Here is a 26,434-nt window from a genome sequence, read left to right as displayed (position 1 = left end):
ACAAATATATGGATGGTATTAATGTATAAAATAAATTCTTCATCAAATACAACCTAGTCAATAAAAATGAAGAAAAAAGTATTGGAGAAAGCAGTTGTTTTAATTTTGCTTTAAAGTATAACAATAAGATGTACTTACATGTTGGATATACTAGAGATATTGGGAGAGAACGGGGAAATCATACCTGGAAAAGAGGTATTGCAGCCTGCATTCATTTTTAACCAAAATAATTCCTTAATTCAAGATGTCATTGATATCATGGTTCCTGAAACTAGAAAATCAATAGACCCATACGAAGAAGTAGTAACTCAATTAAGTAAGCTAATAGATAACGATTCTCCTGAGTATGTTCAAAGAACTTTAAAAAGTTATGAAACTTTTGTAAAAACACGAAAAGGGCAAGGAGAGCTTGTCTATAAAATAAGGGATATTCAGGACAATATCTTAGATAATATTGGGTATTTAACAGTAGTTGATTTAGAAAAGGTTATAGAACATTGCGAAGCTTTCACAAAGGGTCAATTCATTATTGCTAGGACATTATTAGGACATGTAGAAGAGGTTAAAATGAACGGCTGGTTAGAAAAATCAACTAGCAATAACAAAAGATTGATAAGAATCCTTTAGGAAACGGTAGCAGATAAACCTATGAATATCTTGAAGAAGGCACACCAAGTTCATATGGTAGATTATGATGGAAAAAGTGTTACATACCCTAGTAATATTATGGAGGCAGCAGAAAAATGGTTAGAAGTTTACCGAAATATGGTGAAAAAAAGTACGGAAAAAAATATAAAACCAGTATTGAGGAACTAATATGAAAACATTAAAACAAGGTATAGGTATCTATACACAGTATTTTGATAAGTTTCTTTTGTTTGCGTTTATTATTATGCTTCCATTAATGTTACTTCAAACATTCTTTGTTAATTATATCTATGCGGTAACAACTGTCGACGATATTATGATTTTGGGTGATTTCGCAAATGCGTTTATGAGTTTATTAGTCTTGACTATTATTCAAGTTCCATATATAAAATTTGTACTATTGGAAGACGAAGGCGAGGAAAGATTAGTAAGGAAGTCTTTTCATACTTTTTTAGATAATGCATTCATTTATTTTATGTTTAGCGCTATTTTCACATTAATGGTTGTTTTGGGAAGTACACTATTTTTAATTCCTGGTATTGTCCTATTAGTATTCTTTTATTTTGTCCCATACGTTTGGACAAAAAGTGGATTTGGATGGAAAAAAGGTTTTTCACGGGCTGCAAGTCTGGCAAAAAAACATTTCTTCGCTATTCTTCTCATTCTTGTATTAATTGGAGTATTTGATACAGTTCTGAGTATGTCTATTACGATGCTGGCAATTAACTTCACCGATAGTTACTTCGGAGTTCTTATCGCTAAACTAATCATTGCAAGTGTTGTATATCCGATTGGTATCATAATCCTAACCCTCAAATTTAACGGATGGTACAAAGACATGTTTACTGCTCACTAGAAAGGAGAACTCCCGATGTCTAAGAAAGAAAAGAAATGGCGCCTTTTTTATAAAGTTATGATGAGTCTAATCTATGCTGTCATCTTACCTTTATCGGCTATACTTTATCTAATAGACGAAGCTACTCCACCATGGGGAATTATCATTGTAGCTATTGCACTCCCTTTTATGCGTAAAAATCATATAAACCAAATTAGACAACGAGGAATGTAAGGAGAAAGGGACGGCTCTTCTTCTCCCATAAGGGGAGTATGAGTTACGTCCCTTTACTTATTTTTTTATGAAAAGTGGTGAATTACTATATTTAAAGTTAACTCTACTCCAAAATTAAAAAGGGACTTAATTTTATCTGAAGATGGAGAGTTTATACCTCGAGAAGAAGCTATTCAAGCATTAACCCTACTTTGCCACATACATTCAGTAATAAGAATCATCCTTCCTGAAACAAGAAAATCCCTAAAACCACTTGAACAAGCTGTTGCATTCTTTAATTAACACGATAATTAAAGAAGTATATCGTGATATTGTTCGTCAAAGTACAAGAGACAATATATTGTCAGGACTAAGAAATTAGTATAGTAAGAAATAAATTAATAAGAATGGTTGTTTAATAAATATAAAGGAGTAAAGTTTTTATGTTTAAAACCCCACTCACATCTATAATAAATCAATCAATAAACAACAAAAAGAAGTTCCTAGAAAGTACGGACATTTATAAATATGCTTTTAAATATGAAGATAAAATTTACCTTCATGTAGATTATCTACGCTTTGGAAAAAGCGTGGGAGGAGTCATTTTATCGGAAGAAGGGGAGTTGGTTCCAAAAGACGAGGCAATTCAACCTTACATAGGATTCAATCATACAATAACTATATTAATGCTGTAATTACTGTTATGATTCCGAAAACAAGAAAGTCCATGAAGCCATTTGAGTTGGTGGTTGATTTTTTAGGGGAATTAGTTGATGAATCATCTCCAGAGTTTACAAAAGCGACGTTGAAAAGCTTTCAGACAGTCGTCATCACTAGAAAAGGTCAAGAAGAAATAGTTAATAAAATTAGAGATATTCAAAATCGTATTTTGGATGAGGTTGGTTATTTTACAGAGGAAGACCTTCGAACTGTTAGCGAGTATACAGAGTCATTCAGTAAAGGTCAGTTTATTATAGCTGTTACTCAATTGGAGAATGAAGAAGAAGTGAAAAAGACGATATCTTGGTTGGAAGAGGTAGATAGCTCTAAGGAGGATTTAATAAAACTATTGAAAGAATCAGTTGGAACAAAAGCAATGAATATATTACGAAAAGCGCATAGTGTTCATTTAAAAGACTATGATGGGAATAAAGTAAGCTATTCCTCCGAAGAAAATGGAGCAGATAAGTGGATAGAGGTTTATAGGGATATGGTCAATAAAAGTACACAAAAAAACCTTCTTCCTTATTTGAGAAATTAATAAAAAAAATCAATTGCAAAAGGACAAAACGGAAGTGGATGGAAGTAAACCGAGAGATTGTAAGTAGGAAGCATAAGAACTATTCTAGTCTTATGCTTCCTGCTAGCTTATTTCCAATGAAGGCTGAGTTCGCTCCACACATCAAACTTGTTTCCGTCTAAATCTTGAAATACGAAGTTTCGTCCTGCATGCCCGCGGTTTTCGATTTCCCCGGTTTGAATGCCATTAGTAATAAAACTTAGGCGAAGCTCTTCTAATGCTTTTAAGCCATCCACTTCAAATGTAATAGAGAATTGCTCATTTCCATAACTATCTATGAAGTTTGCACTTTGATGATCGGGTGATTTTACTAGAAATATACTTTGATTTGCAAGGTTAATAATCGCCTTGTCCTGATCTTGATAGGTCAGTTCTGCCCCAAGCATGCTCACATACCAATCAGCAGAGCGTTCCACATTGGTTACAGGTAAATAGGTCGTGCCAATTCTAACTAATCTTTCTTCCATAGGAACTGCCTCCTTATTGTATCGTATCTAATAGTTGTACCTCTAGCTTGTCTTGGTCTTCCCAGTCTGAAAAAATTTCAATATGCCACTTGTCCGTTTTTCTCTCCCATCCATGAGAATGGGCCCATGTGTGAAGGTGATCATATGCTTCGAAAATATTTTTATTAGAACCATGGTATGTAGCGGCAGCATATTTTTGAGGTGGAATGATGATAGAGACCATATCATCTGGTGTATTTTCAATTGCAGCTACCGCAACTGCAACCCAGTATCCATCTTCTTGTGGAGTGGAAGGATCAACGATAAAGGCACCATATCGTTTGTCAGGATTAATCCGATTCTTAATTTCATTTATGCGCCTATCTAACTGCTTTGAAGCCTGACCGATTTCCTTTGGATATTCATTTGGTTCACACCATACTCTGAACCCTACTAAATTCAATGCTCCAAGCTCCATTATTTTTTTATCAAAAATCATTCGTTTTCCCCCATCTCTTTTTAATGAATCCACTTTTCTGCATAATAGTTTTTCATAAAATTAGCAAGTGTTTCAAGGGTTTTAATTCCATCAATTTCAGCATTCTTGGCTATTGTAAGTAGCTCAATTCCTTTTTCCACCCTGATACTGTCTAAGGGATCGCCACCTCCTGGGAAGGGAAATAATTCCCGCAGTTCCACAAGAGCGTTAGCAACCTTTGAAAAGTGCTTTTCTGCTTCTGATGAAAATTTCCTTACCCCTCTTTCCACGATATTGGTACCGTCCCAATTTTTACTCAGGTCATGCAAAAATTTTACTGCAAATTCCCTAGCATCAGATACTACTAGGGCATTAAATGCATTTCCATGTGGATCTGCTTGGCGTCTATGAAGTACATCAATCCACGTGTCATATGCCTTTAATCCAATGACATACTTATCTTGAAAAATATGTTGCCACTCTCTTCCGTAGGAGTGGTCTAGTATTGTATCTAACGCCATTCGAAGCATTTCGTATTTAGAATGAGGAAGGCTTTCCCCGACGGTGGTAGTGTATAGGACTCCATTTATATTTGCAAAATCTTCGTATGAAACTTCCCCGTCTTTTGAACAATCTTTCGCATAAAAAGTCTGTAAATCATCGTCATACCCATAAATTAATCCAAATTCAGGAATAAACAAATCAAATGTAATCGCAGGAATACCACGGTCAATGGAGTCTTGAATAAGTTGGAGGGTCCGTTCTAATTTGTCTGGTGGGACAGGTGCCTCCGGATCTGCAAGGTTACTAATGAAACCGAGGTTAGTTAGATTTTTCCTTATCAAATATCCCCCTGGGAAAGCTGTCGGTCCTGCAACATTCACTTCAATGGGATCAATGTTAATTCGAAAAGCATGACCCGTCAATCCGATGACATCTACTAAGCTGAGATCCTTTTTATCTGTATATTTTATAACTCCGTGAATTACCGCTGCTGCGGATGTTTGTGTTCTTACCCAATCTTTCTCCTTATCTAGTGCCTTTTTCATGAGGATATCCCCCTTTACATATCAGGTTCTCTGAGTATTTTTCTTCTAGTCGCCCCATCCAATTTTTTTCTTTGCACAAATTGTTGAATGCAAATTCTGCGTCTTTCCTTTTGGATTTTGAGCTTTGAGCGGGAAAGTGTACTGTATATATTGGCTTTTGTTGTATGAAACAGTTCCGCAATTTTATATGGTGGAAGATCTTCGAAAAAATATGCCTCAAAAATGGCTTTTTCTTTTTTACTAAGGCAGCTCATGAGCGAGCAAATGCCCTCGATTACACTTAAGCGAAGAAGGTGTTCCTCTGGGTTTTGTTGTTTTGCCTTCTCAGTTGCTTTTGTAGAGAGAAAAGACAGAATTTGATCAATGTTTGCCCAATCGACGTTTTCTGAACTAGGAGCTTCCATCCGATAACTCGCCGTTCTTATTTTCATCAATGCTTCATTTCGGACAATTTGACGTAACCAAGGGGTGAATTTTTTCGTGTCCATTAATGTTCCAAGTTTAAGAAAAGCTCTGAATAAAGCTTCCTGTACGATGTCTTCTGCTAAAAAAGTATCTTTTGTAACAGAATAAGCCCAACCATGAGCACGTGCTCTATGTAAACGAACAAGTTCATTGAACGCATGTTGATTTCCTGTTCTAGCCAACTCTACTAAACGCTCTTTTTCTACTTCCTCTTCCCTAGGAACATCCAAAATGACTGCCATTATTCTAACTCCTTTCCACACCACCACTAACTTTGATGCAAATCGTTCAAAAAAACTCACAAAAATAAAAAAATTGAAAGAGCGTCGTCAACTTTGAAAAATTCTATTTATGCAGGAGCTTTCATATTGTTACTAAATTCAAAGTTAGCTTTTTCTTTATGGGTAGATGCCTAAACAAACCGAAGTACCCATCTCTCATCATTTCCATCCGTTGCAAAACACGACAAGAAAATCAGCTTTTTCTATTATTAGTTCTTTATACATCATTCCATTTCCTTTTTTAAAAATGTAAAAAAACACAGACATCAGCCTGTGTAAAAGAGAAAAGGAGTATACGAAAGAAGCTAAGTTATGGTCTTTTTTTTAGGAGATGATTTAAATAAAAAGCAAACAAAAAAGAGGGTGGATATGTCCCTCTTTTCTTCATCGTAAAAAAGGCAATGATGCCTAACCTTCTTTGTTTAATGAGCAGAAGCTTTTTTGAAGTTACTGCCACTGATATCGGCAATATTTTCAATGGCGATAATGGCCTTTGGATCTAGTTCTTCTACGATGGAACGCAAGGTGTATAGTTCAATTCTAGTGACAATCGTATAGATGAGCTTCTTTGGTTCGTTGGAGAATACACCTTGACCTTTAATATAAGTAATACCCCTACCCAATTTAGCATTTAGTTCAGGTGCTATTTCTTCAGGCTTGTCTGAAATGATGGTGACAGACTTGTACTCTTCTAATCCTTCCACAACGATATCAATCATTTTGTAGGCGATATAGTAGGTGATGATGGAATACATAGCTGTTTCCCAAGTGAAAACTAAGAGGGCAGCAAGGATGAAAATGAACACATTAACAATCATGATGAATTGACCCACGGAAACTGGACGATTTTTGCTTATAAGGATTGCAATTATTTCGGTGCCATCCAATGCTCCACCCGTTCTGATAACAAGCCCTACACCTGTACCAAGTATAACTGCCCCAATAATGGTGGCTAGAAATAAATCATATGTTACGGGTTCAAAGTGATGTAGATATGCGGTGCATCCTGATAGTACGATAACGCCGTACAATGTATGTAAGGTGAATTTTTTACCCATTTTTTTGTATCCAATATAAAGAAAAGGTAAATTAAAAAGAATTAGGAATAAACTCATTTTCATGCCGGATAATTCTGCGGCAATGATAGAGAGGCCAATGATTCCACCATCCAATATGGCATTTGGCACTAAAAATAGTTCAAGTCCAATTGCGGCAATTATTGCTCCAATCGTAATCATGACTATTTGTTTAGTTTCTCTTAAAATAATTTTTTTTCTAGTAACAACCAAAAGTATCATGCCCTTCATTCTGATAATTTCTTACTTATTATAGCTTATTATTAAAAATATAACCCTTTTTCCCCGGTTTCGTAAAGGATAGAGCAGTCCTTTAATAGAAATAGTAAGTATTACATCAAATATTTAATTAGGAGGAATAGAGAATGATTAGTAAGCTTGGTCAAGTAATGTTGTATGTGAATAATCAGGATGATGCAGTAGTTTTTTGGACAGAGAAAGTAGGATTCATCATCATTTCAGAGGAAAATACCGGTCAGGGAATGCGATGGATTGAAGTGGCTCCTACTAAGGAGACACAAACAAGTATCATTCTGCATAATAAAGATTTTGTCGCGAAAATGTCTCCAGGATTAAATCTTGGAACACCTTCTCTGATGTTTTTTACAGAGAATCTGGAATCGTATTATCAGGAACTATTAAGTAAGGGTGTAAAGGTTGGGAAAATAGTTAATATGCCATCTGGAAAAGTATTTAATTTTGCTGATGGAGAAGAAAATTACTTTGCGGTGATGGAAAAAATAGAATAGTCAATTGTATGCGACGTCCAATTTCTAGAGATGTAGAAGTTGGGCTTTTTATTTCTAAATTCCTGTCTGATAGATTAATAGAAATAGTGTGATTATAGTAATAAATGTACTGTTTTACTAGATTATCCGTCCAAGCTCAATCTTATATGAAACATATTATATGGTAGGATATCCTAAAAAACCAAAAAGGGGAAATGCAAATGAAATATTATTATCAAAGTCAACGAAGCAAGCATGAAGAACATGACTGTGGTTGTAAAAAAAAGAAACATGAATGTGAAGGCTGTGTCTGTGATCAGTTACGTAAACTGCAGATACAAACAGAATTAGACTTGTTTTTAAAAGGGGGGACTGTGGTAGAAGACGTGTTGTTTATTAGCTTTGATCGTAAAAATTGTTGTGCTATTTTTTCCGATCCGACTACTGAACCTGGATCTACCTTGGTTTTTGACTGTACCCAAATTATTGGTATTCGTTTAGAAAGAGATTAATTTTTTCAAGGAGGTTCTTTTGCATGCTTTGTTAGCAAAAGAACCCTCCCCTCCTTTTTTGAGGTAAAATAAAGGTAATTGTAAATTCATGTCGAAATCCTTTCTTGTATGAAAATTTACTATATGAAAGGATAGAGGGAATGGAGAAAAATGAGCCAGTTGACAATGTTGTGAAATTTGAACAATCTGAGTCGATGAAAAAAGAGTTTCGCCACGATTTGCCAGTTTCAGAAGAGCTGAAAGAAGTGCTTTTAATCAAAATCTATAATGAATTGGCGCAAGATATTGTACAAAAACACTTTTCTGAGGCACGGAGCGTTTTAGAGGCGTTTATTGATGAACATCGCATAAGTGGAGAAAAACGCCCTGCTTTATTGCAAAATTTGTTTTGGTGGAGAATCTTGTATCAAGTCAATCATGGGATGGAAGTCCCGTTTGTTGAGGACTACATCGCCAAGAATATTACCTTCCTAAAAGACAAACCTCTTATTACCTCGTGGCTAAAAGAATGGGAAAAGGCCGTCACCAAGTTCTATTATGTTGGATATATGTACAACAATCGTAACATGGTACTCGTAGATATTCTGACAAATGAAACCCTAGATGTAGTTATTTATGATAGAACCGCCATTCCACCAAAATCTGGTGAAATCGTATTGGGAACCCTACTACCTATTGGAGATGGGCTCTACTTTCCAATAATAGATTTCTACCACTTTGACTATCAAGCCCGTGAACATGTTGCGAGGCAAGTCAAGCGCCACCTCACCGCACACTTTGAAAACTCCTCTTTATTAGAAACATTTATTCATCTGCTCTCCCAAGCTCTACAAATTGAACAAAGAATAGAAAGTGATCAGCCAATAAAGTAAATTTATCTTTTAAAAACCTATCCAGCCATGTTGGATGGGTTTTTTAGCATGAACAAATCGTCAAAACGCGTCCCTCCATTACAAAGTTTGCTGACCAAGTTTACTTGCTAGTTCTTTACTTTCGTTTCTTCTTTGTTTTCGGGCTATGGCACGTTGGTCGGCTGTGTTATGTAAGTATTTTTCTTCTTCCGTTTCGGGATGGATGCATGGGACAGTAGTAGGTTTCCCATTGTCATCTAATGCTACGAAGGTTAGAAAGGCAGTAGCGGCGGTTGTTCGGTTACCTGTGGTTAAGCCTTCAGCAATTACTTTCACAAATATCTCCATGGAGGATTTCCCAGTCCAAGTGACAAATGATTCAAAAATGACGGCATCTGTTGGTCGTATAGGGGATAGAAAGTCAACGGAATCCATGGAGGCTGTCACACATTCACATCGACATAGACGGGAGGCAGAAATGGAAGCAATCATGTCCACATCCGACAGTAACTTCCCACCAAACAATGTATGATGATTGTTGATATCATTTGGAAATACCCGACTGGTTCTAATAACCCTTGTTTCTTTACATGTTATGTTCATTTTAATGGCTCCTTAGTTAAAGTATATGTTCATTGTATTTTAACATTTTTTTCCTCGGATGAGAAAGTTGAGCTCTTTCATATTCATTCTGTACGCTAAGGGTATAATAAATGTAAGTAGAAGTCAGAAAAAAGGAGGAGATAAGATGACAAATAATAATAATGAAGTAGTTATCGACTGGAATTTTGACAATAGCTATGAGAAGCTGCCTTCCTTGTTCTTTTCAAAAGTAGAACCAAATGAAGTAGAATCACCTAGTTTAGTTGTTTTAAACGAAGATCTTGCGGAAAAGTTAGGCTTGAATGCAAATGTACTGAAAAGTGAAGAAGGTATTCAAATCCTTGCCGGAAACGCTTTACCTAATAAGGGATCTGGCATTGCTCAAGCTTATGCTGGTCATCAGTTTGGTAATTTTACGATGTTAGGTGACGGTCGTGCGCTTATGATAGGTGAGCAAATTACACCTCGAGGTGAGCGATTTGACTTGCAATTAAAAGGATCAGGTCGGACGCCTTACTCCAGGGGCGGCGATGGTCGCGCAGCGCTTGGCCCGATGCTAAGAGAGTATATTATTAGTGAAGCGATGCATGGTTTTGGGATACCGACCACCCGAAGCCTTGCAGTCGTATCCACAGGTGAAAAAATTATTCGTGAAAGAGTTCTGCCTGGCGCAATATTAACTCGTGTGGCATCCAGTCATTTACGTTTTGGTACCTTTGAATATGTCGCGAACTGGGGTGATATGGAAAAATTGCGTGCCCTCGCTGACTATGCAATGGAACGTCATTATCCCACTCTTGATAGAGGGGATTATCTTGGTTTTTTCAGGTCAGTTATGAAACGTCATGCTACCTTGATAGCCAAATGGCAACTTGTTGGTTTTATTCATGGAGTGATGAATACAGACAATATGACCATTAGCGGAGAAACGATTGATTACGGACCATGTGCTTTTATGGACACGTATAATCCTGACACTGTCTTCAGCTCAATAGATGCGCAAGGTAGGTACGCCTATAAAAATCAACCTCGCATTGGTGGATGGAATCTGGCTCGTTTTGCCGAATCGCTGCTTCCGCTTTTCCATAAAGAACAAAAGCAAGCAGTAGAGCTTGCACAGGAGGAATTATATAAATTCGAGGAATTGTTTAAAAATCAATGGCTCACTGGAATGCGTGCTAAACTTGGTCTGTTTAGAGAAGAAGAAGCAGATGGAGCATTGGCAGAAGGGCTTTTAAATGTCATGCTTCAGGAAAAAGCGGATTTTACCAATACATTCCGTGGGCTTACTTTAGGAAACTTAGAAGAAACAGGATTGGTAGGCAAACCAAGTTTCGAAGAGTGGGATAAGCTATGGCAAGCACGATTGAGTAGGCAGGGGGAAGGGGAACAAGAAGTCCGAGAGTTGATGCGAAAAAATAATCCTGCCATAATTCCGCGCAATCATCGTGTTGAAACTGCTCTTGAAGCAGCAGTTGAACATGGTAATTACCGTGTCATGGAGAATTTAGTGAAGGTATTGCGAAATCCATTTGCATATTCACTTGAACAAGGCGATTATTGTGTTGCACCAGGTGTAGAAGCACTTGGGTACCGTACTTATTGTGGTACATGATAGAAAAATGGAAAAATCCCGCCTTCCTTTGTAAAGGAAGTGCGGGATTTCACGTTTTAATGGGTATTTTTTTATGTTGTTATGCAAATATCTCCTGTAGAACCCTTTCGCACGAAGTCTGCTTAGTTTGGCAGGAACTTTTCTCATTTCCTCACCAACTTCCCATATTTCCGCATGAACTTTTGATTTAAGGTCTGCGAACCATCAATAATTAGCCAAGACTCAACTAATAGTCAATCTACTTTCCATTGAAAAGTAAGAATTAAGTTTTTTTCAAGATGTGCTGATTAAAGGAAGTTCAGGTTTTATTATAGTGTTTCAATAACATAAATAAAGGACCCATACCTATAATAACAGGTGAGGGATCCTTTTAAGTTTACCAATATCAAGTCAATTGTTGCTCTGCAAACTCACGGTACAGCTTATGCGATTCTACTAGCTGCTGGTGTGTGCCAACACCTGTAATCTTGCCTTTTTCAATGAAGATAATCTTATCAGCATTCACAATGGTGGATAAGCGATGTGCAATAACAAAGGTGGTGCGGCCTTCCATCAAGCGCGTTAATGCCTGTTGGACAATTCCTTCTGATTGACTGTCTAAGCTCGCGGTTGCTTCGTCCATCATCAGAATTTTTGGATCTCGTAAAAATGCTCGTGCAATGGCAATACGTTGACGCTGACCACCTGAGAGCATTACGCCACGTTCGCCAACCTCAGTGTTAAGTCCATTTGCAAATTCGTTAATGAATTGGTCAGCATATGCCATGCGGGCAACCTCCCACAGGCGCTCGTCAGTGATGTTATCATTATTGTCTAAACCATAGCACAAGTTATCACGGATGGTTCCTGCCATCATCGGACTGTCCTGTGATACATAGCCGATTTGTTCGCGCCATGACTTCATGGATAACTCTTTGATGGGGGTGAGTCCTACTAAAATTTCTCCAGAAGTTGGTTCATAAAAACGTTCGAGTAAACCGAATAATGTTGTTTTTCCACCGCCGCTAGGACCTGCAAAAGCCACCATCATTCCAGGTTTTACATCAAATGATACATTTTGAATAATAGGTTCATTCTCATTATAGCCGAACGAAACGTCACGTACTACAATGGGTTGATTTGTTATATCAAGTGTTGTCCCTTTTTGACTAGGTTCATCCTCTATTTCTAAAATATCGATAATTCTTTCTGTTGCTCCTTTTGCTTTTTGAAGCTGAGTAAAGAACATTGTGAAGGATGTAATCGGAAAAATAATTTGGAATAGATAAAGTAGAAAGGCAACAAGAGAACCAGTTGTCATCGTTCCTTCTGCAACCCTAATTCCTCCATAACCAATAATGATCACTATGACAATCATGACCACCATGTACATTAATGGGGCAATGATAGAGAAAATTGCTGCTTCCTTTAAGCCGAATGAGAGTAGTTTATGAATTCCTTTTTGTCCTTTTTCCCCTTCTGCAGTTTCAGCATTGGAAGCTTTCATTAGGCGGATTTCACTTAAAGTTTGTTGAATGTTACCTGTGAAAGTTGCTGTTTCGTCCTGCATGCCCCGGGATATTTTAGACATTCTTGTGCCGAGCGGAATCATGACAATGGTGGTAATTGGAACGGAAACCAGCATCAGTAAGGTCATTTTCCAATCCATGACAAGCAGAATAATAATAGCACCAATAATTGTAATGACCCCATTAATAAACTGAGGGAAATGCTGGGAAATGAGATCCTTCACAATACCAGTATCATTAACGACACGGCTGACGGATTCCCCACTCGTTTTTTTGTCAAAATAACTGACTGGCAGGCGAATGAGCTTGAACCACATTTTCTCTCGAAGTCCTGCAACAATTCGCTGCCCAACGTATGCAAGTGAATAGGAGGACAGCCCGTCAATCACTGCTTGCACAATAAATACCGCAGCAATAATGATAATAATCGTGATGCTCAGTGACTCCATTGAAAAGCCATCAACCATTTCCTTTGTTAAAAGTGGGATAGATAGCCCTACCAAGGTAGTGAATAGACTTCCGATTAGCCCAAGAGTCAGGGCTAGCTTTGGAATTCTAGTAGATAGTATAAGAGCGATAAATTTTTTTAGGTTAGATTTTTGTTCCATGGCGTTGCCTCCTTTATATGGAGCAGCTGAAGAAACTGCTCCATATCTTTACTTCTATAAAAGGGAAATGTTTCTATATTATTGTGTCCATTTTAAGAACTTTCCAGTGTGCGAGGAAAAATTCATGGCAATTTGCTCTGGTGTTCCTTCTGCAATGACTTGTCCGCCTTGATTTCCTCCTTCTGGCCCGATGTCAATCACCCAGTCTGATTCCCTAATAGCTTCTAACGTATGTTCCACAATGATGACAGTGTTTCCTGCATCGACTAGTTTATTTAATAGTACTAATAATTTTTTGACGTCAGTCGGATGGAGAGCGGTTGTTGGCTCATCAAGCAAGTATAAAGTATGATTCGGTTTTTGTTTGTATAATTCTTTGGCAAGTTTCAATCGTTGACCTTCACCACCGGAAAGGGTTGTAACAGATTGTCCCCAGCTAAGGTAGCCGAGTCCTACTTCACATAATAATTGAAGAATCGGAGCAAGCTTTTTTTCTTCTTTAAATAGTTCCATGCTTTCCTCTATCGTCATATCCAGTATGGAGGAAATGGTTTGGTCTTTAAACATAATTTCTAGAATGAATTCCTTAAAACGTTTCCCTGTACATGCTGGACATACTACCTCCAAATCAGGGAGAAAGTGCATATTAGTCAATACAAATCCAAGTCCTTGGCAATGCTCACATCTGCCACCTTGCGTATTAAACGAAAAATCTTTAGGTTTGAGATCTTTCCTTTTGGCTTCGGGCAAAGAAGCAAATAGATTCCGAATGAACGTAAAAGCATCTGTATAAGTAGCAATATTGGAACGTTGCATTCTAGTAAGTGCGGATTGTCCAACTGTAATGACATTCTCCACGTATTCCATTCCAGTTATCTTTTCACAGCCATCTATATTGTTTTCTGCGCCTTTCGCTAAAACATCAAAGACCAGAGATGATTTCCCAGATCCAGACACACCTGTCACAGAAACTAACGTTCCAAGCGGAAAGGATACGGTAACATCCTTCAAATTATGTTTGGTAGCGTGATGAATGGTCAAACTTTTTCCGATTCCTGTTCTTCTATTTGATTTGGCTCGAATCGATTCTTTTAGAAACTGTCCCGTGATGGATTCCTTCTGGTTCATCAATTCTTCGAGACTTCCTTCACCAACAAGGTTTCCACCAAACTTTCCGGCACCAGGTCCAATATCAATAATGTGGTCGGCACCTCTCATCACTTCTTCATCATGCTCTATGACAAGTACTGTGTTTCCGAGATCTCGTAGCTCCTTCATCACTTTTAAAAGCCCATGGGTATCCTTAGGGTGAAGTCCTGCTGTTGGCTCATCCAAAATGTAAAGTACGCCAGTCAACGCAGAGCCAAGAATGGTTGCCAATCGAAGGCGCTGTCCTTCTCCACCAGAAAGAGTGACTGTCTGCCTGTCCAATGATAAATAGCCTAATCCGACATACAGAATGCGATCTAACTTTATTTTTAATTCATTTAATAAAGGCTCAAGCACAATCAAACTATTTTCATTAAAATTTCGAGGAAGCTCTTCAGTCCAATTTCGAATGTCTTCAAGTGATTGCTTTGTTAGAGAAGGGAGGGAGGACCCAGCAACATACACTTCTCTGCTAGCTTTTTTCAACCTTTCTCCATAACAGGAAGGGCAGGTTTTAGAGAAAAATAAAGCTGCCTCACCAGATTGCCCTGCTTTTTCCTGAAATCTTCTCCAAATGCCTGTTATTACTCCTTCAAATTTTCCTTTTGCTACCTGCTTTGGGGGCTTGGTGTCAGGGAAATAGGCGATAAATTGTTCACTTTCCACCCCATAGTACAAAAGATCTCTTTGGACATCTGTATAGTCCTTTAATGGTTGATGGAAGTCGAGGGGAACCCCGTAATAATCAGCTGCAGCCTTTACAATGGCAAGTTGATAATCCCGGTACTGTCCTTTCCATATGGTAACGGCATCGTCTACTAAACCAAGTTCTTTTTGAAAAACGGAATCAAGATCTAGTTCACTAACTTTTCCAAGCCCATCACAGATTTCGCAGGCGCCTTCCGGTTTATTAAAGGAGAAATGGCTGCGTGTTAATTTTTCCAGTTTACTATCACAATGAGGGCAATGGATGAATTGTTTGAAGCCTAAACCTTCTTCATACTCTTCCTTATCAATAACTGGTGGAACGGATCTTTCACAGGTAGGGCAAGTGCGCTCCCCGAGTTTTTCAAATATGACTCTTAAATAGGTATACATATCCGTGATGGTGCCAACTGTGGAACGTGGATTTCGATTGGTGTTATGTTGACCGATGCTAATAGAGGGGGACAAACCAATAATGGAATCGACCTTAGGCTTGCTAAGTGCATCTGCAGCCATTCCCATAGACTCCATATATTGGCGCTGGCATTCTCGTTGCAAAGTATCGAGAGCTAAAGTTGACTTTCCTGAACCAGAGGGACCTGTTATTACCACTAGATTATTCTTAGGGATTTTCAGAGATAAATGCTTCAGGTTATGTTCGCGTGCCCCGATAATCTCAATAAATTGACTCATTCACTTCACTCCTTTTTGAAAATTACTACTTTATTCTACAACATTGATGCAAGTGATAATGTTTTACGTATAAATAATTGGTATAATAAAGGTAAGTTTATCATGTTACTTTAATGTTTTACATGAATGTTTAAAGGTGGGATACCGATGAGGCCAATTGATATTGCCAAAAGGCTCGGGGTAAGCACAAGCACTTTGCGTCATTATGAGGAATGGGGAATTGTTCCTGAGGTCAACAGAAATGAAAACGGATACCGGATGTATACAGAGCTACATGTCGCGTATTTTGATTGCATCAGGGCAATGAACACAGGTTTTGGGATGAACGTCATTCGCGAGATTATGCCTCTCATACAAAGGGGTAAAATTTCTGAAACCTTATGGAAGGTTAGCAAAATCCAGTCTGATCTATATCAAGAAAAAATAAAAGCAGAACAAGCTCTGCAACTATTAGAAGATGAAAACTATGAGATAGATGCACCGAAAGGAAACAAGAAATGGTACTCAATAAAAGTAGCGGCAGAAGCAATTGGAGTGCCTATGTCTACTTTAAGGCACTGGGAAAAAGAACAACTAATAGTGCCAGAGCGTAATCCAGACAATGGCTACCGTTGTTATTCCAAGAGTGATCTACGAAAGCTTCTTATTATACGTACTTTGCAAAATGCCGTTTATTCCTTAGATATTGTACGCGACATTTTAGATGAATTAAACTACCATAATGTCAATGATGCCATACAAAAGATGCAGGATTCTCTTGATTATCTCGACTATCTTTTAAAACAGCAATTGCGAGGAGTAAGCTATCTTTATAGATTGTGTGAGATGGTGGAGAAAGATAATAACGAAATAAACCTTGACTTTGGGCTTTCTAAACAGATATAGTTAATTAAACGATGGTCAATAAAAGGGGATTTTTAATGTCACCAAGAAAAGCAGTAACACAAGAACTAACTCAGGAAATGGTGTTGAAAGCAGCCCGTGATCTTTTTCATCAAAAAGGTTATCAGCAGGTTTCCATGAGACAAATTGCTTCTGTATTAGGATACAGCCATGGTGCTATTTATTATCATTTTAAAAACAAAGCGGATTTGTTTTATGCCATGATCGAAAAGGATTTCCAATTATTAAACGACTTAATAAGAAAGGTATCAGACCAGAATCTTTCTGATGAAAAAAAATTAACGGAACTATTTTTGACCTTTATAAAGTTTGGTCTGACTCATAAAAGTCAATATGAAATGATGTTTATGATGACAGATAAAGAAGTGAAAAGTTATGTGTTGGAAGGACCGAATGAGACCTATCAAGTATTTGCAAGCTTTCTTATGCAATGGTCCAGCCGCGAGTTGAACATTCAAGAAATATGGTCCGTTTTCCTTTCTTTACACGGTTTTGTTAGTCATTATTGTCGTAGGGAAGAGACATATGATCAAGTGGAAACATTAGCAAATGAACATGTGAATTTTATCCTAAAGGCTTTAGGATAAAATTTTTGAGTTTTATTGACCATTGGTTAATTTGAAAAAGGAGATGTATATGATGAAAAAAGCATTAGTAATTGGAGCTTCTGGTGGGATGGGCTATGCGTTAGTAAAGGAATTGGTAAAGCGTAAATTTGAAGTGGTTGCTTTTGCTAGGAGGGAAGAGAAATTGAAGGAACTATTTCAGCATCTAGATTCAGTCAAAATTGTTAGTGGGGATGCGAGGAATATAGAAATGATTATCGAGGCTGCAGCTCAGGTCGATATCATCTTTCATGCTCTTAATCTACCTTATCACCAATGGGAAAATGACTTAATAACCATCACTGAAAATATTGTGCAAGCAGCGGAACAAACTCAGGCAAAGCTTGCGGTAGTGGATAACATTTATGCATATGGGAGCAGCAGTGGAAGACCGATAATGGAAGATAAGCCCAAAATGCCAACTACAAAAAAAGGGCGTTTACGCATGGAGATGGGAAAGGTGGTGGACCAAGCGAAAATCCCTGCATTTATTTGCCATTTCCCTGATTTTTATGGACCTAACGCAGACAATACTTATATGCATTTTACATTAGAGCAGCTTCTTACGAAAAAAAGAGCAGGTTATATAGGCAGAAAGGAGATCCCAAGGGAGTTTCTATATACATATGACGGTGCTCAAATTATGGTGGATTTGGCTCTTGATGTATATGCTTACGGTCAGTCTTGGAATGTCCCTGCCATAAAACCAATCACAGGGAAAACACTCGAGGGTCTTGTAAAAACACTACTAGGTGAAGAAAAACGATTTTATTTTATAACAGGAAAAATGTTTCAATTTCTGGGGCTTTTTGCAGGAAGGGATATTAGAGAAGCATCTGAATTACAATATATTAACGAGGAAGCAACCATTCTTTGTGGTGATAAGCTAAAGAAATTTCTACCGAAAGCAACGTGGACTTCTTACGAGCAAGGCCTTACAGAAACAATTGAACATATGAAAAGCCTTAGGCAGCAATAAACCACCCAAGGCCCAACCTATTATTGTACGTCTTCTTCAAAATACATTTGTTGTGGGATACTAGCTGGCTTCACTCGTTTTGGCTTCGGTCCTTGATTATCAAATCGAGCATAATCATAAATGGCCGTTCCAACAATCTGTGCTACGTCCTGCAATTTTTCTTTGCTGATTTTGTCCAACGTATCTTCTGGTGTATGATACCAAGGCTCAAGTGGGCTGTGGATGAACAATGCAGCAGGTATACCCGCCTCTCCAAATGGTACGTGGTCACTGCTTCCTCCACGGGCGAATGGTGTAGGCTCTCCATTAAGTCGTGTGCTTGTCGCTTGTGCAAGTTCAGTTACCAGATTCGCTTGTCCATCAACCGTTCTCATCACTAAGTCACCTGCATCCCGACTTCCAACCATATCAAGGTTAAAGTTTGCTGCAATTCTATTAAGCTCACTATCTGGTAAATTACTCACATAATGACGGGAACCAATTAATCCAAGCTCCTCAGCCCCAAATGTAATAAAGCGGATTTCTGTGTCTGTTGGTTGGTTTTTAAGAACTCGTGCAAGCTCTAGCACCATTGCCGTTCCAGAGGCATTATCATTTGCTCCTGGTGCACCAGGAACTGAATCATGATGGGATGTTAACACAATCGCTTTCCCGTTATCCTTATTTTTGTTGGTTGCTTTTTTCGATGCAATGACATTATGGGAAGTTCTTAACCCAGATGAAGCCCCAAGTACTTTAATAGAGGCTGTCACTTCCTCATTTTCAAGCTGTGCCACTAATGCTTGTCCTTGTGCTAAGGAAAGGGAAACTGCTGGTACATATTCCTCACTTGCTCCACCTAATGTTCCACTTAAAGAACCAGCAGCATTGTTGAATATGATGACTCCTTCTGCACCACTTCTTGCAGCGTTAAGCACCTTTTCACCAAAAGGGATGTCACCACGCTGTATAAGGGCAATTTTTCCTGTTAAATCTTTATTCTCTAAATCTGTTAATCTCCCAAGTCCTACATATTCTAGCGGAGCAGTAACTTCACCACTTGCTGTATACGTAAAAAATCCAGCTGGTAAGCTTGTCCCGTTTACAGTAAGCGCAACTGTATGTGGAGTAGTAAAGCCAAAGAACTCAAATGGTTGTATTTCTGCGTTGTACCCATACGCTTCGAACTGTTGTTTTATGTATTGCACCGCTGCATATTCCTCAGGAGAAGCAGCTACACGTGGGGTTTGTTCTAAATGGGCGATATGATTGTAGATATTGTCCACATTAATTTGCTTTAATATCTTATTATCCAGCCCGTTGACTCCCTGGAATGACTGCTCTGCAATGGCTGTAGGTTGTGCATTCGCTTGAACATTAAACGCCCCGAATGCCAAAGTTGCAGCTAAGGCCATCGTTATTAATCTCTTTTTCTTTTTCAATACAATCACTCCTAGTAAATAGATTTAATTTTTATAATAATTGAAAATATTCATGTTTTTAAGGGGAGAATTTCCTAATTTTAGCAGGGCACATGACCCGATTTTACACAAATATCTTAAAATAATGGAGAATGCAACGATTACTAGAGTCCCCGATAATTTTCAGATCTCGGGTTGAGTTTAATGGGTCAGCTGGTGTATTCGATATTTTCAAGGATCTTTTTGATATATTGGGAGCGGTCGTACCTAGATATAAAAAAAGCCTTTCATAACCAGTATAAAAATGATCGATGAAAAAGCTTTTTTAGTTTTAATAGATGCTTATCAATCGCTTTATTGCATCAACCACGATTTCCGGTTCATCATGTTGAATATAATGGGCACTATTTTTTGCAATAATGAATTCACCATTTGTCGATATCTCAAGGATTTCCTGTTGCATTTCGTGCCATAATGCTTGTGATTCTTTGGAGTAATGTGCTTTTTTCCCCGCAGAAAGAACTATTAGCGGAATAGATAATTCTTTCTTAGACTTTTTGACTTGTTGTAAACTTTCCATAAATTCATCGTAATTGCACTCATGGATGAACTGTTTGCTGTAAGCCGTTTGGAACTCACTTGACATTAATGGAAGAAACCTTTCTCTATAATCCTCTGGCGTCGAGTCAACCAAAATAAGTCCCCATACCTCATCTGGATATTCTGTTGCAAACAAGCGTGCAATAATTCCACCGAATGAATGTCCAACCAAAAGATAAGGCGGTTTTACTCCTGTTTTATGAAGGAGCTCGTGTAATTCCTTTACCATCTCACGACTAGTCCTCGGTGCTGTACTGAAGTCACTCCTACCAAGCCCAGCTCTGTCATAAACTAGTACTCTTGAAAAAATGGAAATATCCTGAATGATGGAATCCCATACTTTTGAGTGATCCCCATACCCAGCTTCCATTATAATAGTAGGTTTATCTTCATATTCCACTCCTGCAAATCTTGCAAAAAGTTTACAATCACTTATCTGGACGACCATCTCTTTTGTCATACTGCTCATGCTCCTTTATTGCTATTTGTAATTATTAATATAATCCTCATAAGTACTTTATCTCAGTTACCCGATTTTTTTTGGATAGAGCATTTTTATAAAAAATTCCTTAATTACATATGTTGCACGTCGATTTCCGTCCTCCTTTGCAACTTAAAGTCTACTATCTCTACTTCAAGTATAAGAGTTAAAAAAATATTTTCCATAAATAGGTGACATATTTCACCTTTATACTGTATGATACATAGTATAAATTATACTGTATGACACATAGTGTATGAGGCGAGGTGAAATTACATTGAGTGATACGTTATTACAGTCATTAACAACCGAACTTAGGCGTGGAACGTTGACACTTGCAGTTTTAAGTCAATTGAGAACTCCCCAGTATGGGTATTCACTTGTGCAATTGTTAGAGAAAAGTGAAATTACCATTGAGCAAAGTACATTGTATCCATTGCTCCGCCGATTGGAAAAGCAGGAGCTAGTTACTAGCTGCTGGGATAAAATAGAAAGTAGACCTCGTAGATATTATGTATTGAGCAGTTATGGGATTGAGGTACTAGAAAAGTTAAGAAAGGAATGGGAGAAGATGTCTAAAGAGTTAACGATATTATTGAAGGAGGAGGAAAAAAATGAAACTGATTGAGTTATATGTACAGGAAGTGACCATAAGGCTGCCGGAAAAACTGCGAGAAGATATCGGATTGGAGTTGAGATCGACCATTGAAGATATGTTGCCTAATGATTATACAGAAGAGGATGTAAAAATAGCACTTACGGAGCTTGGGCATCCGGCAAAAATGGCGAATGGATATAATGAAAAGCCCATGCATTTGATAGGTCCCAGATTTTTTGATGTGTATGTAGGTCTTTTGAAATTACTTATTCCGATTGTGCTCATCATTTCGTTCAGTATCACAACATTTGTCGCAATCTATTCCCATTCAGGTGAAATAGAGGTAATCAATTTCCTATTGTCCATTATCGGAGAAGGAATATGGGGTAGTCTTGGAGCTGTGATGCAAACTGTTTTTTGGATTACCTTAACATTTGCAGTAGCAGAAAGGGTAGAAAAATCAACAAGTACAACTCCAATTACAGCAAATTGGAAAGAATGGACCCCAGATGATTTAAAAGAAGTTTCCTATATACCAAAAGAACGGGCTATTTCAAAAATAGAGCTTTTTGGTAGTCTCATTTGGACCGTTATTTGGGTATCACTTTACTTTAATGCAAATCATTTTCTTGGAGTATTTGAAAAAGGTGCAAATGGCTTGGAAATGAAGGTACCTCTATTTGTCCAAAGTAATCTGCTTACCTATTGGCCACTAGTTGTTTTTGTTATCCTTATAGAGATTGGTCTTATTGCATACAAGTGGAAACTTGGGGAATGGACGAAAAAACTTGCTGCCATCAATGCTGTCATTCATTTCATTTCCCTTTCGATATTTATCTTGATCTTCAGCAATTTATCTATATTTAATCCAGAGTTTTTCACCTATTTTGAAGAAAGACTTGGGATAATCACCAACTTGCATTGGTTTACTTGGGGAGCAATTGTGATCTATATAGTATCTTCTGCATCTGACATTTTTCAAGGATATCGAAAAGCAAAGTATTGATAGTAAATAAGTTTTGTTGGGGCTGGGGCACAAATGCTTCTAGCCTTTTTCTGTTTTGTGAATGTTTCTCAGAAATGTCCTAGTATTTTGCACTAAATTTCCCATTGGCACTTGCCCCTTCCCAACACTTATTATTTTTGAGGATAGGTTGTTTTTTGTTAAAGGTTTGGTGATATAGATATTGTAGAGAGTATTGGAAGATAAGGATATTATCATGTCAACTTACACGACAACTACAAAGGAGGCATAGATTTATCTAATATGTCCAATTTTATAAAGCATAAAATTTTTGAAAAAATGTTGATAAAAAAATCCGGACTAATTCAAATTCTTTCAGTTTTGAATTAAAGCTCGGATTTTTTATATTATTATCTTATTTTCCCCTTAGTATTTCTGCTACACCCCTTAGTTAAGGACTAAATCCTTTAACTTATTCCAACCCTTATGCCTATGAACAACCTCATATTCTCCAAGTGTCTTCATTGCACTTTCCACTAGAAATCTACGCGGTTCTCTCGAGTTAATGGCTGAGAATTCATCGTGAATAAAGTCTAAAAGTTCCGTGATTTTTTCTCCTTCAATGGTGTCCCGAATATCTGTTTTGAGCTCATTGATTATCTGACACAATGACCCACGGCTTTTGGAAGCGTCCTCTGGGAACAACCGATCCATCACGTCCGCTTCTAACAGTACCTCCCCAGTTTTAGAAACATCCTCCACAATGTTAACTAACCTGTTAATACTAAAATGGACGACTCGAGGAATGTCTAGTTTATTATGTGTCATGGAGTAGTACCGAATATTATGGTTTAATATGCCAAGAAACATAATGGCGCAATCCCATAGGTAGTCTCGTTTTTCGTATCCGAAAATTTGGACAAAGCGTTGGTGGACCCATGAGAGCATTCTCATTTGCCCATTGCGAATAAATTGCTTCAATTCTGGATCGTTGATAAAAATGACCTCTTCAAAAAGGGAGATAAGTTTGTTTGCGCGGTTTGTTTCCATTTGCAGTTCGAATTGTTTCACAAATACGTGAATGTCTGTTGGATCTTCGCCTAATAGCAGGTCATCGCGTTCTTTCTCCATTTTTATATATAACATTTTAAAAAGTTCGATTAGAAGTTCGTTTTTTGAAGAAAAATAATTATATAACGTCCCCTTAGCGATTTTACTTTCATCCAAGATATCTTGAATGGATGTCGCTTGGAAACCTTTATCAATAAATAGTTTATGGGCGCACGCAAGAACATGCTGTTTTCGATTTTTCATCTTATCACCTTATTAAATAGACTGTTGGTACAAAAATAATAGTACATGATATTTTTGCTTTTAACAAATACCAAATTAGCAAAGATTTCAAGATTGCTAAAAATAGACTGATGGTATAAAATATACGAAGGTGAAATAGTAGTATAAAATTTGAACTGTAAGTATAAAACGGAGGGGTATGTATGCAACAAGCAGAAAAAACAACAGGCAGACCGCCATATGGTATCCTTGCCATTTTAATGATTGGAGCATTTATCGCATTTTTAAATAACACATTATTAAATATTGCTCTGCCTTCCATTATGGCAGAACTTGAGGTTGGTCCATCCACCGTTCAGTGGTTGACCACTGGTTATATGCTAGTCAACGGGATCTTAATTCCGACGACAGCCTTTTTAATTCAAAAATATTCTGTTCGAAACTTATTTATTGTTGCGATGGGACTGTTTGCGGTCGGTACTATATTAGCGGGAATTGCGCCAGCTTTTAGTATTTTATTGACTGGTCGTATGCTTCAAGCTTGTGGCTCCGCCATTCTCATGCCGCTATTGATGAACGTGATGCTTGTCAGTTTCCCAATCGAAAAGCGCGGAACGGCTATGGGCTTTTTTGGACTCATTATGATGGGAGCTCCAGCCATTGGTCCAACTCTTTCCGGTTGGTTAATTGAGCATTACGACTGGAGAATGCTATTTTATGTAGTTGCTCCCATTGCATTAGCCGTTTTCTTTATCGGAATTTTCTTATTGAAAGATAAAAAGGAAAAGCAGAATATCCGTTTAGATTTAGTATCAGTAGTTCTATCTAGTGTTGGATTTGGTGGGCTATTATACGGTTTTAGTTCTGCTGGATCTAGAGGTTGGGATAGTCCGCTTGTGTACGGTACGATTGCTGTTGGAGTCACAGCGCTAGTTTGGTTTATTTTGCGCCAGCTTGGACAGAAAAAACCTATGTTAAACTTTACAATATACCAGTATCCGATGTTTGCTTTATCCTCTGCCATATCGATGGTGGTGACGATGGCCATGTTCTCGGGGATGATTTTGCTACCAATTTATGTGCAAAATATCCGTGGTATCTCCCCACTTGACGCTGGTTTATTAATGCTTCCAGGTGCTATTGTCATGGCATTGATGTCACCGATTACTGGTAAGCTATTCGATAAATATGGTGGTAGAGTGCTGGCTATAACTGGTTTAGCAATTACCGTAGTGACCACTTATTTTTTCAGTCAGCTGACGTTTGAAACGACTTACACTCAGCTATTGATTCTTTATACTGTCCGCATGTTCGGTATGTCTATGGTATTCATGCCAGTATCAACGAACGGGTTGAATCAACTGCCTGCTCGCTTTTACCCGCACGGTACCGCAATGAACAACACCTTGCAGCAGGTTTCTGGTGCAATAGGAACAGCTCTACTGGTAACACTGATGTCTACAAGAGCTGCAAACTATGGACGTGAGCTGACTGGCGGCGCTATGTCTGACTTGGGTGCAAATCCTACACCTGAAGCAATTGCAGCTGTCGAGCAACAGGTGTTAATGCAAGGCTTGCTTGAGGGTATTAACTTTGCATTTTTCGTCTCTACCTTTATTGCTGTAGTCGCCTTAGTACTGGCGTTCTTTATTAAACGTGCCACACAGGCTCCAGATCCACTGGAAGCTGAACCAGAGCCTATGGGAGATATTACAGAAAAACCTACGCTAAAGGCAAAATTAGTGGAAAATAATTAAACGGAGGTCCATTCCTGCCAGCGTTGGTGGGGATGGGCTTTTTGCTTTTTAGCAGTCAAGAAGCCTTACCAAAATTTAAGTGGAGCTAGGTTTTCCCGATACATTATTAAGAGCAACCACTTTTCTAAAATTTAAAAAACGAAAGACTTTTATACACAGATAAGCTACAATTAACCTGAAGATAATTACATAATGCTGTAACATTTAGGTGCCTTTTTTATAAAAGGTTAAAAGGGAAGCTGGTGAAAATCCAGCACGGGCCACGCCACTGTAAGCGTTAAGTTTTGCTGAAGTTTGCCACTGTGTAATTTTACATGGGAAGGATCAGTAAAGTGCTTGAGACGTAAGTCAGGAGACCTGCCTATTTGTTTTTTAAGGATTCTGCGAGGAGGGAATGCTTGAAGTGACATTCATTAATAATGACCTATGTCTTTTTAATAAAAAGAATGTACCTTTAACGCTTTTTTGCATCTGTTGCAGAAAGGCGTTTTTTATTTTTAGAAATTTAAAATGATGGAGGAGAAGAACATGAATAAACAAAGAAAACAAAAGGGTCTTACGTTAGTTTACACAGGTGATGGAAAAGGGAAAACCACATCAGCACTAGGTTTGACAGTCCGTGCAGTCGGCAGGGGGATGAAAGTGAAAATTCTTCAGTTTATTAAGTCACCAGAGCGCACATATGGAGAGCAAATTGCACTTGAGAAGCTAGGTGTAGAGGTGAAGCAGCTTGGTATTGGGTTTACTTGGACAAAAACACCTGAAGAACATCGGGAAGCTTTAAAAAGTGCATGGCCACAAGCGAAAGAGGCTGTGATGGGTGGAGAATATGATGTGGTGATTTTGGATGAATTGAATAATGCACTTGCGATAGAAACATTTCCAATTGATGATGTGCTGCCATTAGATGAAGTGGTGGACTTGATAGAAAATAAGCCAGATCATGTGCACTTAGTCATTACAGGGAGAAGTGCTCATTCAAAGGTTAAGAGTGCTGCGGATCTTGTTTCTGTAATAGGAGCAGAAAAGCACTATTATGATGAAGGGATACCTGCTGTAAAGGGCATTGAATTTTAATAAATCTGAGGGTG

The 26,434-nt window shown here is 38.0% G+C and carries 28 protein-coding genes and 1 riboswitch; of the genes, 17 read left to right on the top strand and 11 right to left on the bottom strand.

The window, feature by feature from the left end; all coding sequences use genetic code 11:
* Positions 1–138 precede the first annotated feature (138 nt).
* From LRP81_RS05215 to LRP81_RS05190, 6 genes are all read left to right on the top strand, one after another.
* Positions 139–627, top strand: coding sequence for a hypothetical protein (locus LRP81_RS05215; protein ID WP_230500202.1), 489 nt, complete (start codon positions 139–141; stop codon positions 625–627).
* A 21-nt stretch (positions 628–648) separates the two neighbouring features.
* Positions 649–816 (top strand): hypothetical protein, encoded by a 168-nt coding sequence (locus LRP81_RS05210; RefSeq protein ID WP_230500201.1) that lies wholly within the window; start codon positions 649–651, stop codon positions 814–816.
* Between the two features lies 1 nt (position 817).
* Positions 818–1,504 carry a hypothetical protein gene (locus tag LRP81_RS05205; RefSeq protein WP_230500200.1) on the top strand — a complete coding sequence of 229 codons (687 nt, stop codon included), beginning with the start codon at positions 818–820 and terminating at the stop codon, positions 1,502–1,504.
* Positions 1,505–1,519: 15 nt separating this feature from the next.
* Positions 1,520–1,717, top strand: coding sequence for a hypothetical protein (locus tag LRP81_RS05200; protein WP_230500199.1), 198 nt, complete (start codon positions 1,520–1,522; stop codon positions 1,715–1,717).
* Positions 1,718–2,139: 422 nt separating this feature from the next.
* Entirely contained in the window at positions 2,140–2,391 is a 252-nt protein-coding gene (locus tag LRP81_RS05195) for a hypothetical protein (protein WP_230500198.1), read from the top strand.
* Between the two features lie 32 nt (positions 2,392–2,423).
* Positions 2,424–2,957 (top strand): hypothetical protein, encoded by a 534-nt coding sequence (locus LRP81_RS05190; protein ID WP_230500197.1) that lies wholly within the window; start codon positions 2,424–2,426, stop codon positions 2,955–2,957.
* Positions 2,958–3,064: 107 nt separating this feature from the next.
* On the opposite strand, the gene LRP81_RS05185 is transcribed toward LRP81_RS05190, so the two are convergent.
* The 5 genes from LRP81_RS05185 to LRP81_RS05165 form a co-directional block, all read right to left on the bottom strand.
* Positions 3,065–3,463, bottom strand: a complete 399-nt coding sequence (locus LRP81_RS05185) for a VOC family protein (protein ID WP_230500196.1) — start codon at positions 3,461–3,463, stop codon at positions 3,065–3,067.
* Between the two features lie 13 nt (positions 3,464–3,476).
* On the bottom strand, positions 3,477–3,941 hold the full coding sequence (locus tag LRP81_RS05180; protein WP_230500195.1) for a GyrI-like domain-containing protein: 465 nt from the start codon (positions 3,939–3,941) through the stop codon (positions 3,477–3,479).
* Positions 3,942–3,961: 20 nt separating this feature from the next.
* A complete protein-coding gene (locus LRP81_RS05175; protein ID WP_230500194.1) occupies positions 3,962–4,969 on the bottom strand; it encodes a hypothetical protein in 1,008 nt (335 codons plus the stop codon).
* Between the two features lie 14 nt (positions 4,970–4,983).
* On the bottom strand, positions 4,984–5,676 hold the full coding sequence (locus tag LRP81_RS05170) for an RNA polymerase sigma factor (RefSeq protein ID WP_230500193.1): 693 nt from the start codon (positions 5,674–5,676) through the stop codon (positions 4,984–4,986).
* A gap of 461 nt (positions 5,677–6,137) precedes the next feature.
* Positions 6,138–6,953, bottom strand: a complete 816-nt coding sequence (locus LRP81_RS05165; RefSeq protein WP_230500192.1) for a YitT family protein — start codon at positions 6,951–6,953, stop codon at positions 6,138–6,140.
* Positions 6,954–7,156: 203 nt separating this feature from the next.
* On the opposite strand from LRP81_RS05165, the gene LRP81_RS05160 reads away from it, so the two are divergent.
* From LRP81_RS05160 to LRP81_RS05150, 3 genes are all read left to right on the top strand, one after another.
* Positions 7,157–7,540: a VOC family protein gene (locus LRP81_RS05160; protein WP_230500191.1), complete on the top strand. Its 384-nt coding sequence runs from the start codon at positions 7,157–7,159 to the stop codon at positions 7,538–7,540.
* A 200-nt stretch (positions 7,541–7,740) separates the two neighbouring features.
* Positions 7,741–8,031 carry a hydrolase gene (locus tag LRP81_RS23325; protein ID WP_317987036.1) on the top strand — a complete coding sequence of 97 codons (291 nt, stop codon included), beginning with the start codon at positions 7,741–7,743 and terminating at the stop codon, positions 8,029–8,031.
* 140 nt (positions 8,032–8,171) lie between these two features.
* Complete coding sequence (locus LRP81_RS05150; RefSeq protein ID WP_230500190.1) at positions 8,172–8,903, top strand: hypothetical protein; 732 nt, start codon at positions 8,172–8,174, stop codon at positions 8,901–8,903.
* A 78-nt stretch (positions 8,904–8,981) separates the two neighbouring features.
* Here the strand turns inward: LRP81_RS05150 and LRP81_RS05145 are convergent, their stop codons facing one another.
* Positions 8,982–9,485 carry an acyl-CoA thioesterase gene (locus LRP81_RS05145; RefSeq protein ID WP_399207099.1) on the bottom strand — a complete coding sequence of 168 codons (504 nt, stop codon included), beginning with the start codon at positions 9,483–9,485 and terminating at the stop codon, positions 8,982–8,984.
* A 145-nt stretch (positions 9,486–9,630) separates the two neighbouring features.
* On the opposite strand from LRP81_RS05145, the gene LRP81_RS05140 reads away from it, so the two are divergent.
* Positions 9,631–11,100 carry a protein adenylyltransferase SelO gene (locus LRP81_RS05140; protein ID WP_230500189.1) on the top strand — a complete coding sequence of 490 codons (1,470 nt, stop codon included), beginning with the start codon at positions 9,631–9,633 and terminating at the stop codon, positions 11,098–11,100.
* 385 nt (positions 11,101–11,485) lie between these two features.
* On the opposite strand, the gene LRP81_RS05135 is transcribed toward LRP81_RS05140, so the two are convergent.
* A complete protein-coding gene (locus tag LRP81_RS05135; protein WP_230500188.1) occupies positions 11,486–13,216 on the bottom strand; it encodes an ABC transporter ATP-binding protein in 1,731 nt (576 codons plus the stop codon).
* Between the two features lie 78 nt (positions 13,217–13,294).
* A complete protein-coding gene (gene uvrA / locus LRP81_RS05130) occupies positions 13,295–15,763 on the bottom strand; it encodes an excinuclease ABC subunit UvrA (protein WP_230500187.1) in 2,469 nt (822 codons plus the stop codon).
* A gap of 147 nt (positions 15,764–15,910) precedes the next feature.
* On the opposite strand from uvrA, the gene LRP81_RS05125 reads away from it, so the two are divergent.
* From LRP81_RS05125 to LRP81_RS05115, 3 genes are read left to right on the top strand one after another with little or no spacing between them, the layout of a single operon-like run.
* Positions 15,911–16,648 carry a MerR family transcriptional regulator gene (locus LRP81_RS05125; protein WP_230500186.1) on the top strand — a complete coding sequence of 246 codons (738 nt, stop codon included), beginning with the start codon at positions 15,911–15,913 and terminating at the stop codon, positions 16,646–16,648.
* 35 nt (positions 16,649–16,683) lie between these two features.
* The gene (locus tag LRP81_RS05120; protein WP_230500185.1) at positions 16,684–17,253 is read left to right on the top strand and encodes a TetR/AcrR family transcriptional regulator; all 570 of its coding nucleotides are present in this window, start codon (positions 16,684–16,686) and stop codon (positions 17,251–17,253) included.
* A 52-nt stretch (positions 17,254–17,305) separates the two neighbouring features.
* On the top strand, positions 17,306–18,250 hold the full coding sequence (locus LRP81_RS05115; RefSeq protein WP_230500184.1) for an SDR family NAD(P)-dependent oxidoreductase: 945 nt from the start codon (positions 17,306–17,308) through the stop codon (positions 18,248–18,250).
* Between the two features lie 20 nt (positions 18,251–18,270).
* Here the strand turns inward: LRP81_RS05115 and LRP81_RS05110 are convergent, their stop codons facing one another.
* Together LRP81_RS05110 and LRP81_RS05105 are read right to left on the bottom strand one after the other, a co-directional pair.
* Positions 18,271–19,644, bottom strand: a complete 1,374-nt coding sequence (locus LRP81_RS05110; protein WP_399207169.1) for a DUF4910 domain-containing protein — start codon at positions 19,642–19,644, stop codon at positions 18,271–18,273.
* Between the two features lie 337 nt (positions 19,645–19,981).
* Positions 19,982–20,710 (bottom strand): alpha/beta fold hydrolase, encoded by a 729-nt coding sequence (locus tag LRP81_RS05105; RefSeq protein WP_230500182.1) that lies wholly within the window; start codon positions 20,708–20,710, stop codon positions 19,982–19,984.
* A gap of 298 nt (positions 20,711–21,008) precedes the next feature.
* On the opposite strand from LRP81_RS05105, the gene LRP81_RS05100 reads away from it, so the two are divergent.
* Both LRP81_RS05100 and LRP81_RS05095 read left to right on the top strand, forming a co-directional pair.
* Positions 21,009–21,359 (top strand): PadR family transcriptional regulator, encoded by a 351-nt coding sequence (locus LRP81_RS05100; RefSeq protein ID WP_230500181.1) that lies wholly within the window; start codon positions 21,009–21,011, stop codon positions 21,357–21,359.
* The gene (locus LRP81_RS05095) at positions 21,346–22,335 is read left to right on the top strand and encodes a hypothetical protein (protein WP_230500180.1); all 990 of its coding nucleotides are present in this window, start codon (positions 21,346–21,348) and stop codon (positions 22,333–22,335) included. The genes LRP81_RS05100 and LRP81_RS05095 overlap by 14 nt, the downstream gene beginning before the upstream one ends.
* A 405-nt stretch (positions 22,336–22,740) precedes the next feature.
* Here the strand turns inward: LRP81_RS05095 and LRP81_RS05090 are convergent, their stop codons facing one another.
* The gene (locus LRP81_RS05090) at positions 22,741–23,607 is read right to left on the bottom strand and encodes a TetR/AcrR family transcriptional regulator (protein WP_230500179.1); all 867 of its coding nucleotides are present in this window, start codon (positions 23,605–23,607) and stop codon (positions 22,741–22,743) included.
* A 182-nt stretch (positions 23,608–23,789) separates the two neighbouring features.
* On the opposite strand from LRP81_RS05090, the gene LRP81_RS05085 reads away from it, so the two are divergent.
* Positions 23,790–25,343, top strand: a complete 1,554-nt coding sequence (locus tag LRP81_RS05085) for a DHA2 family efflux MFS transporter permease subunit (protein ID WP_230500178.1) — start codon at positions 23,790–23,792, stop codon at positions 25,341–25,343.
* Positions 25,344–25,532: 189 nt separating this feature from the next.
* A riboswitch (cobalamin riboswitch) is annotated at positions 25,533–25,722 on the top strand.
* 134 nt (positions 25,723–25,856) lie between these two features.
* Positions 25,857–26,420, top strand: a complete 564-nt coding sequence (locus LRP81_RS05080) for a cob(I)yrinic acid a,c-diamide adenosyltransferase (RefSeq protein ID WP_263458227.1) — start codon at positions 25,857–25,859, stop codon at positions 26,418–26,420.
* The last annotated feature ends 14 nt before the right edge of the window (positions 26,421–26,434 follow it).

The sequence above is a fragment of the Sutcliffiella rhizosphaerae genome, from assembly GCF_917563925.1.
Classification (GTDB): domain Bacteria; phylum Bacillota; class Bacilli; order Bacillales; family Bacillaceae_I; genus Sutcliffiella_A; species Sutcliffiella_A rhizosphaerae.
Note: the sequence above shows the minus strand (reverse complement) of the source record. Positions and strands in the feature narration are given on the sequence as shown.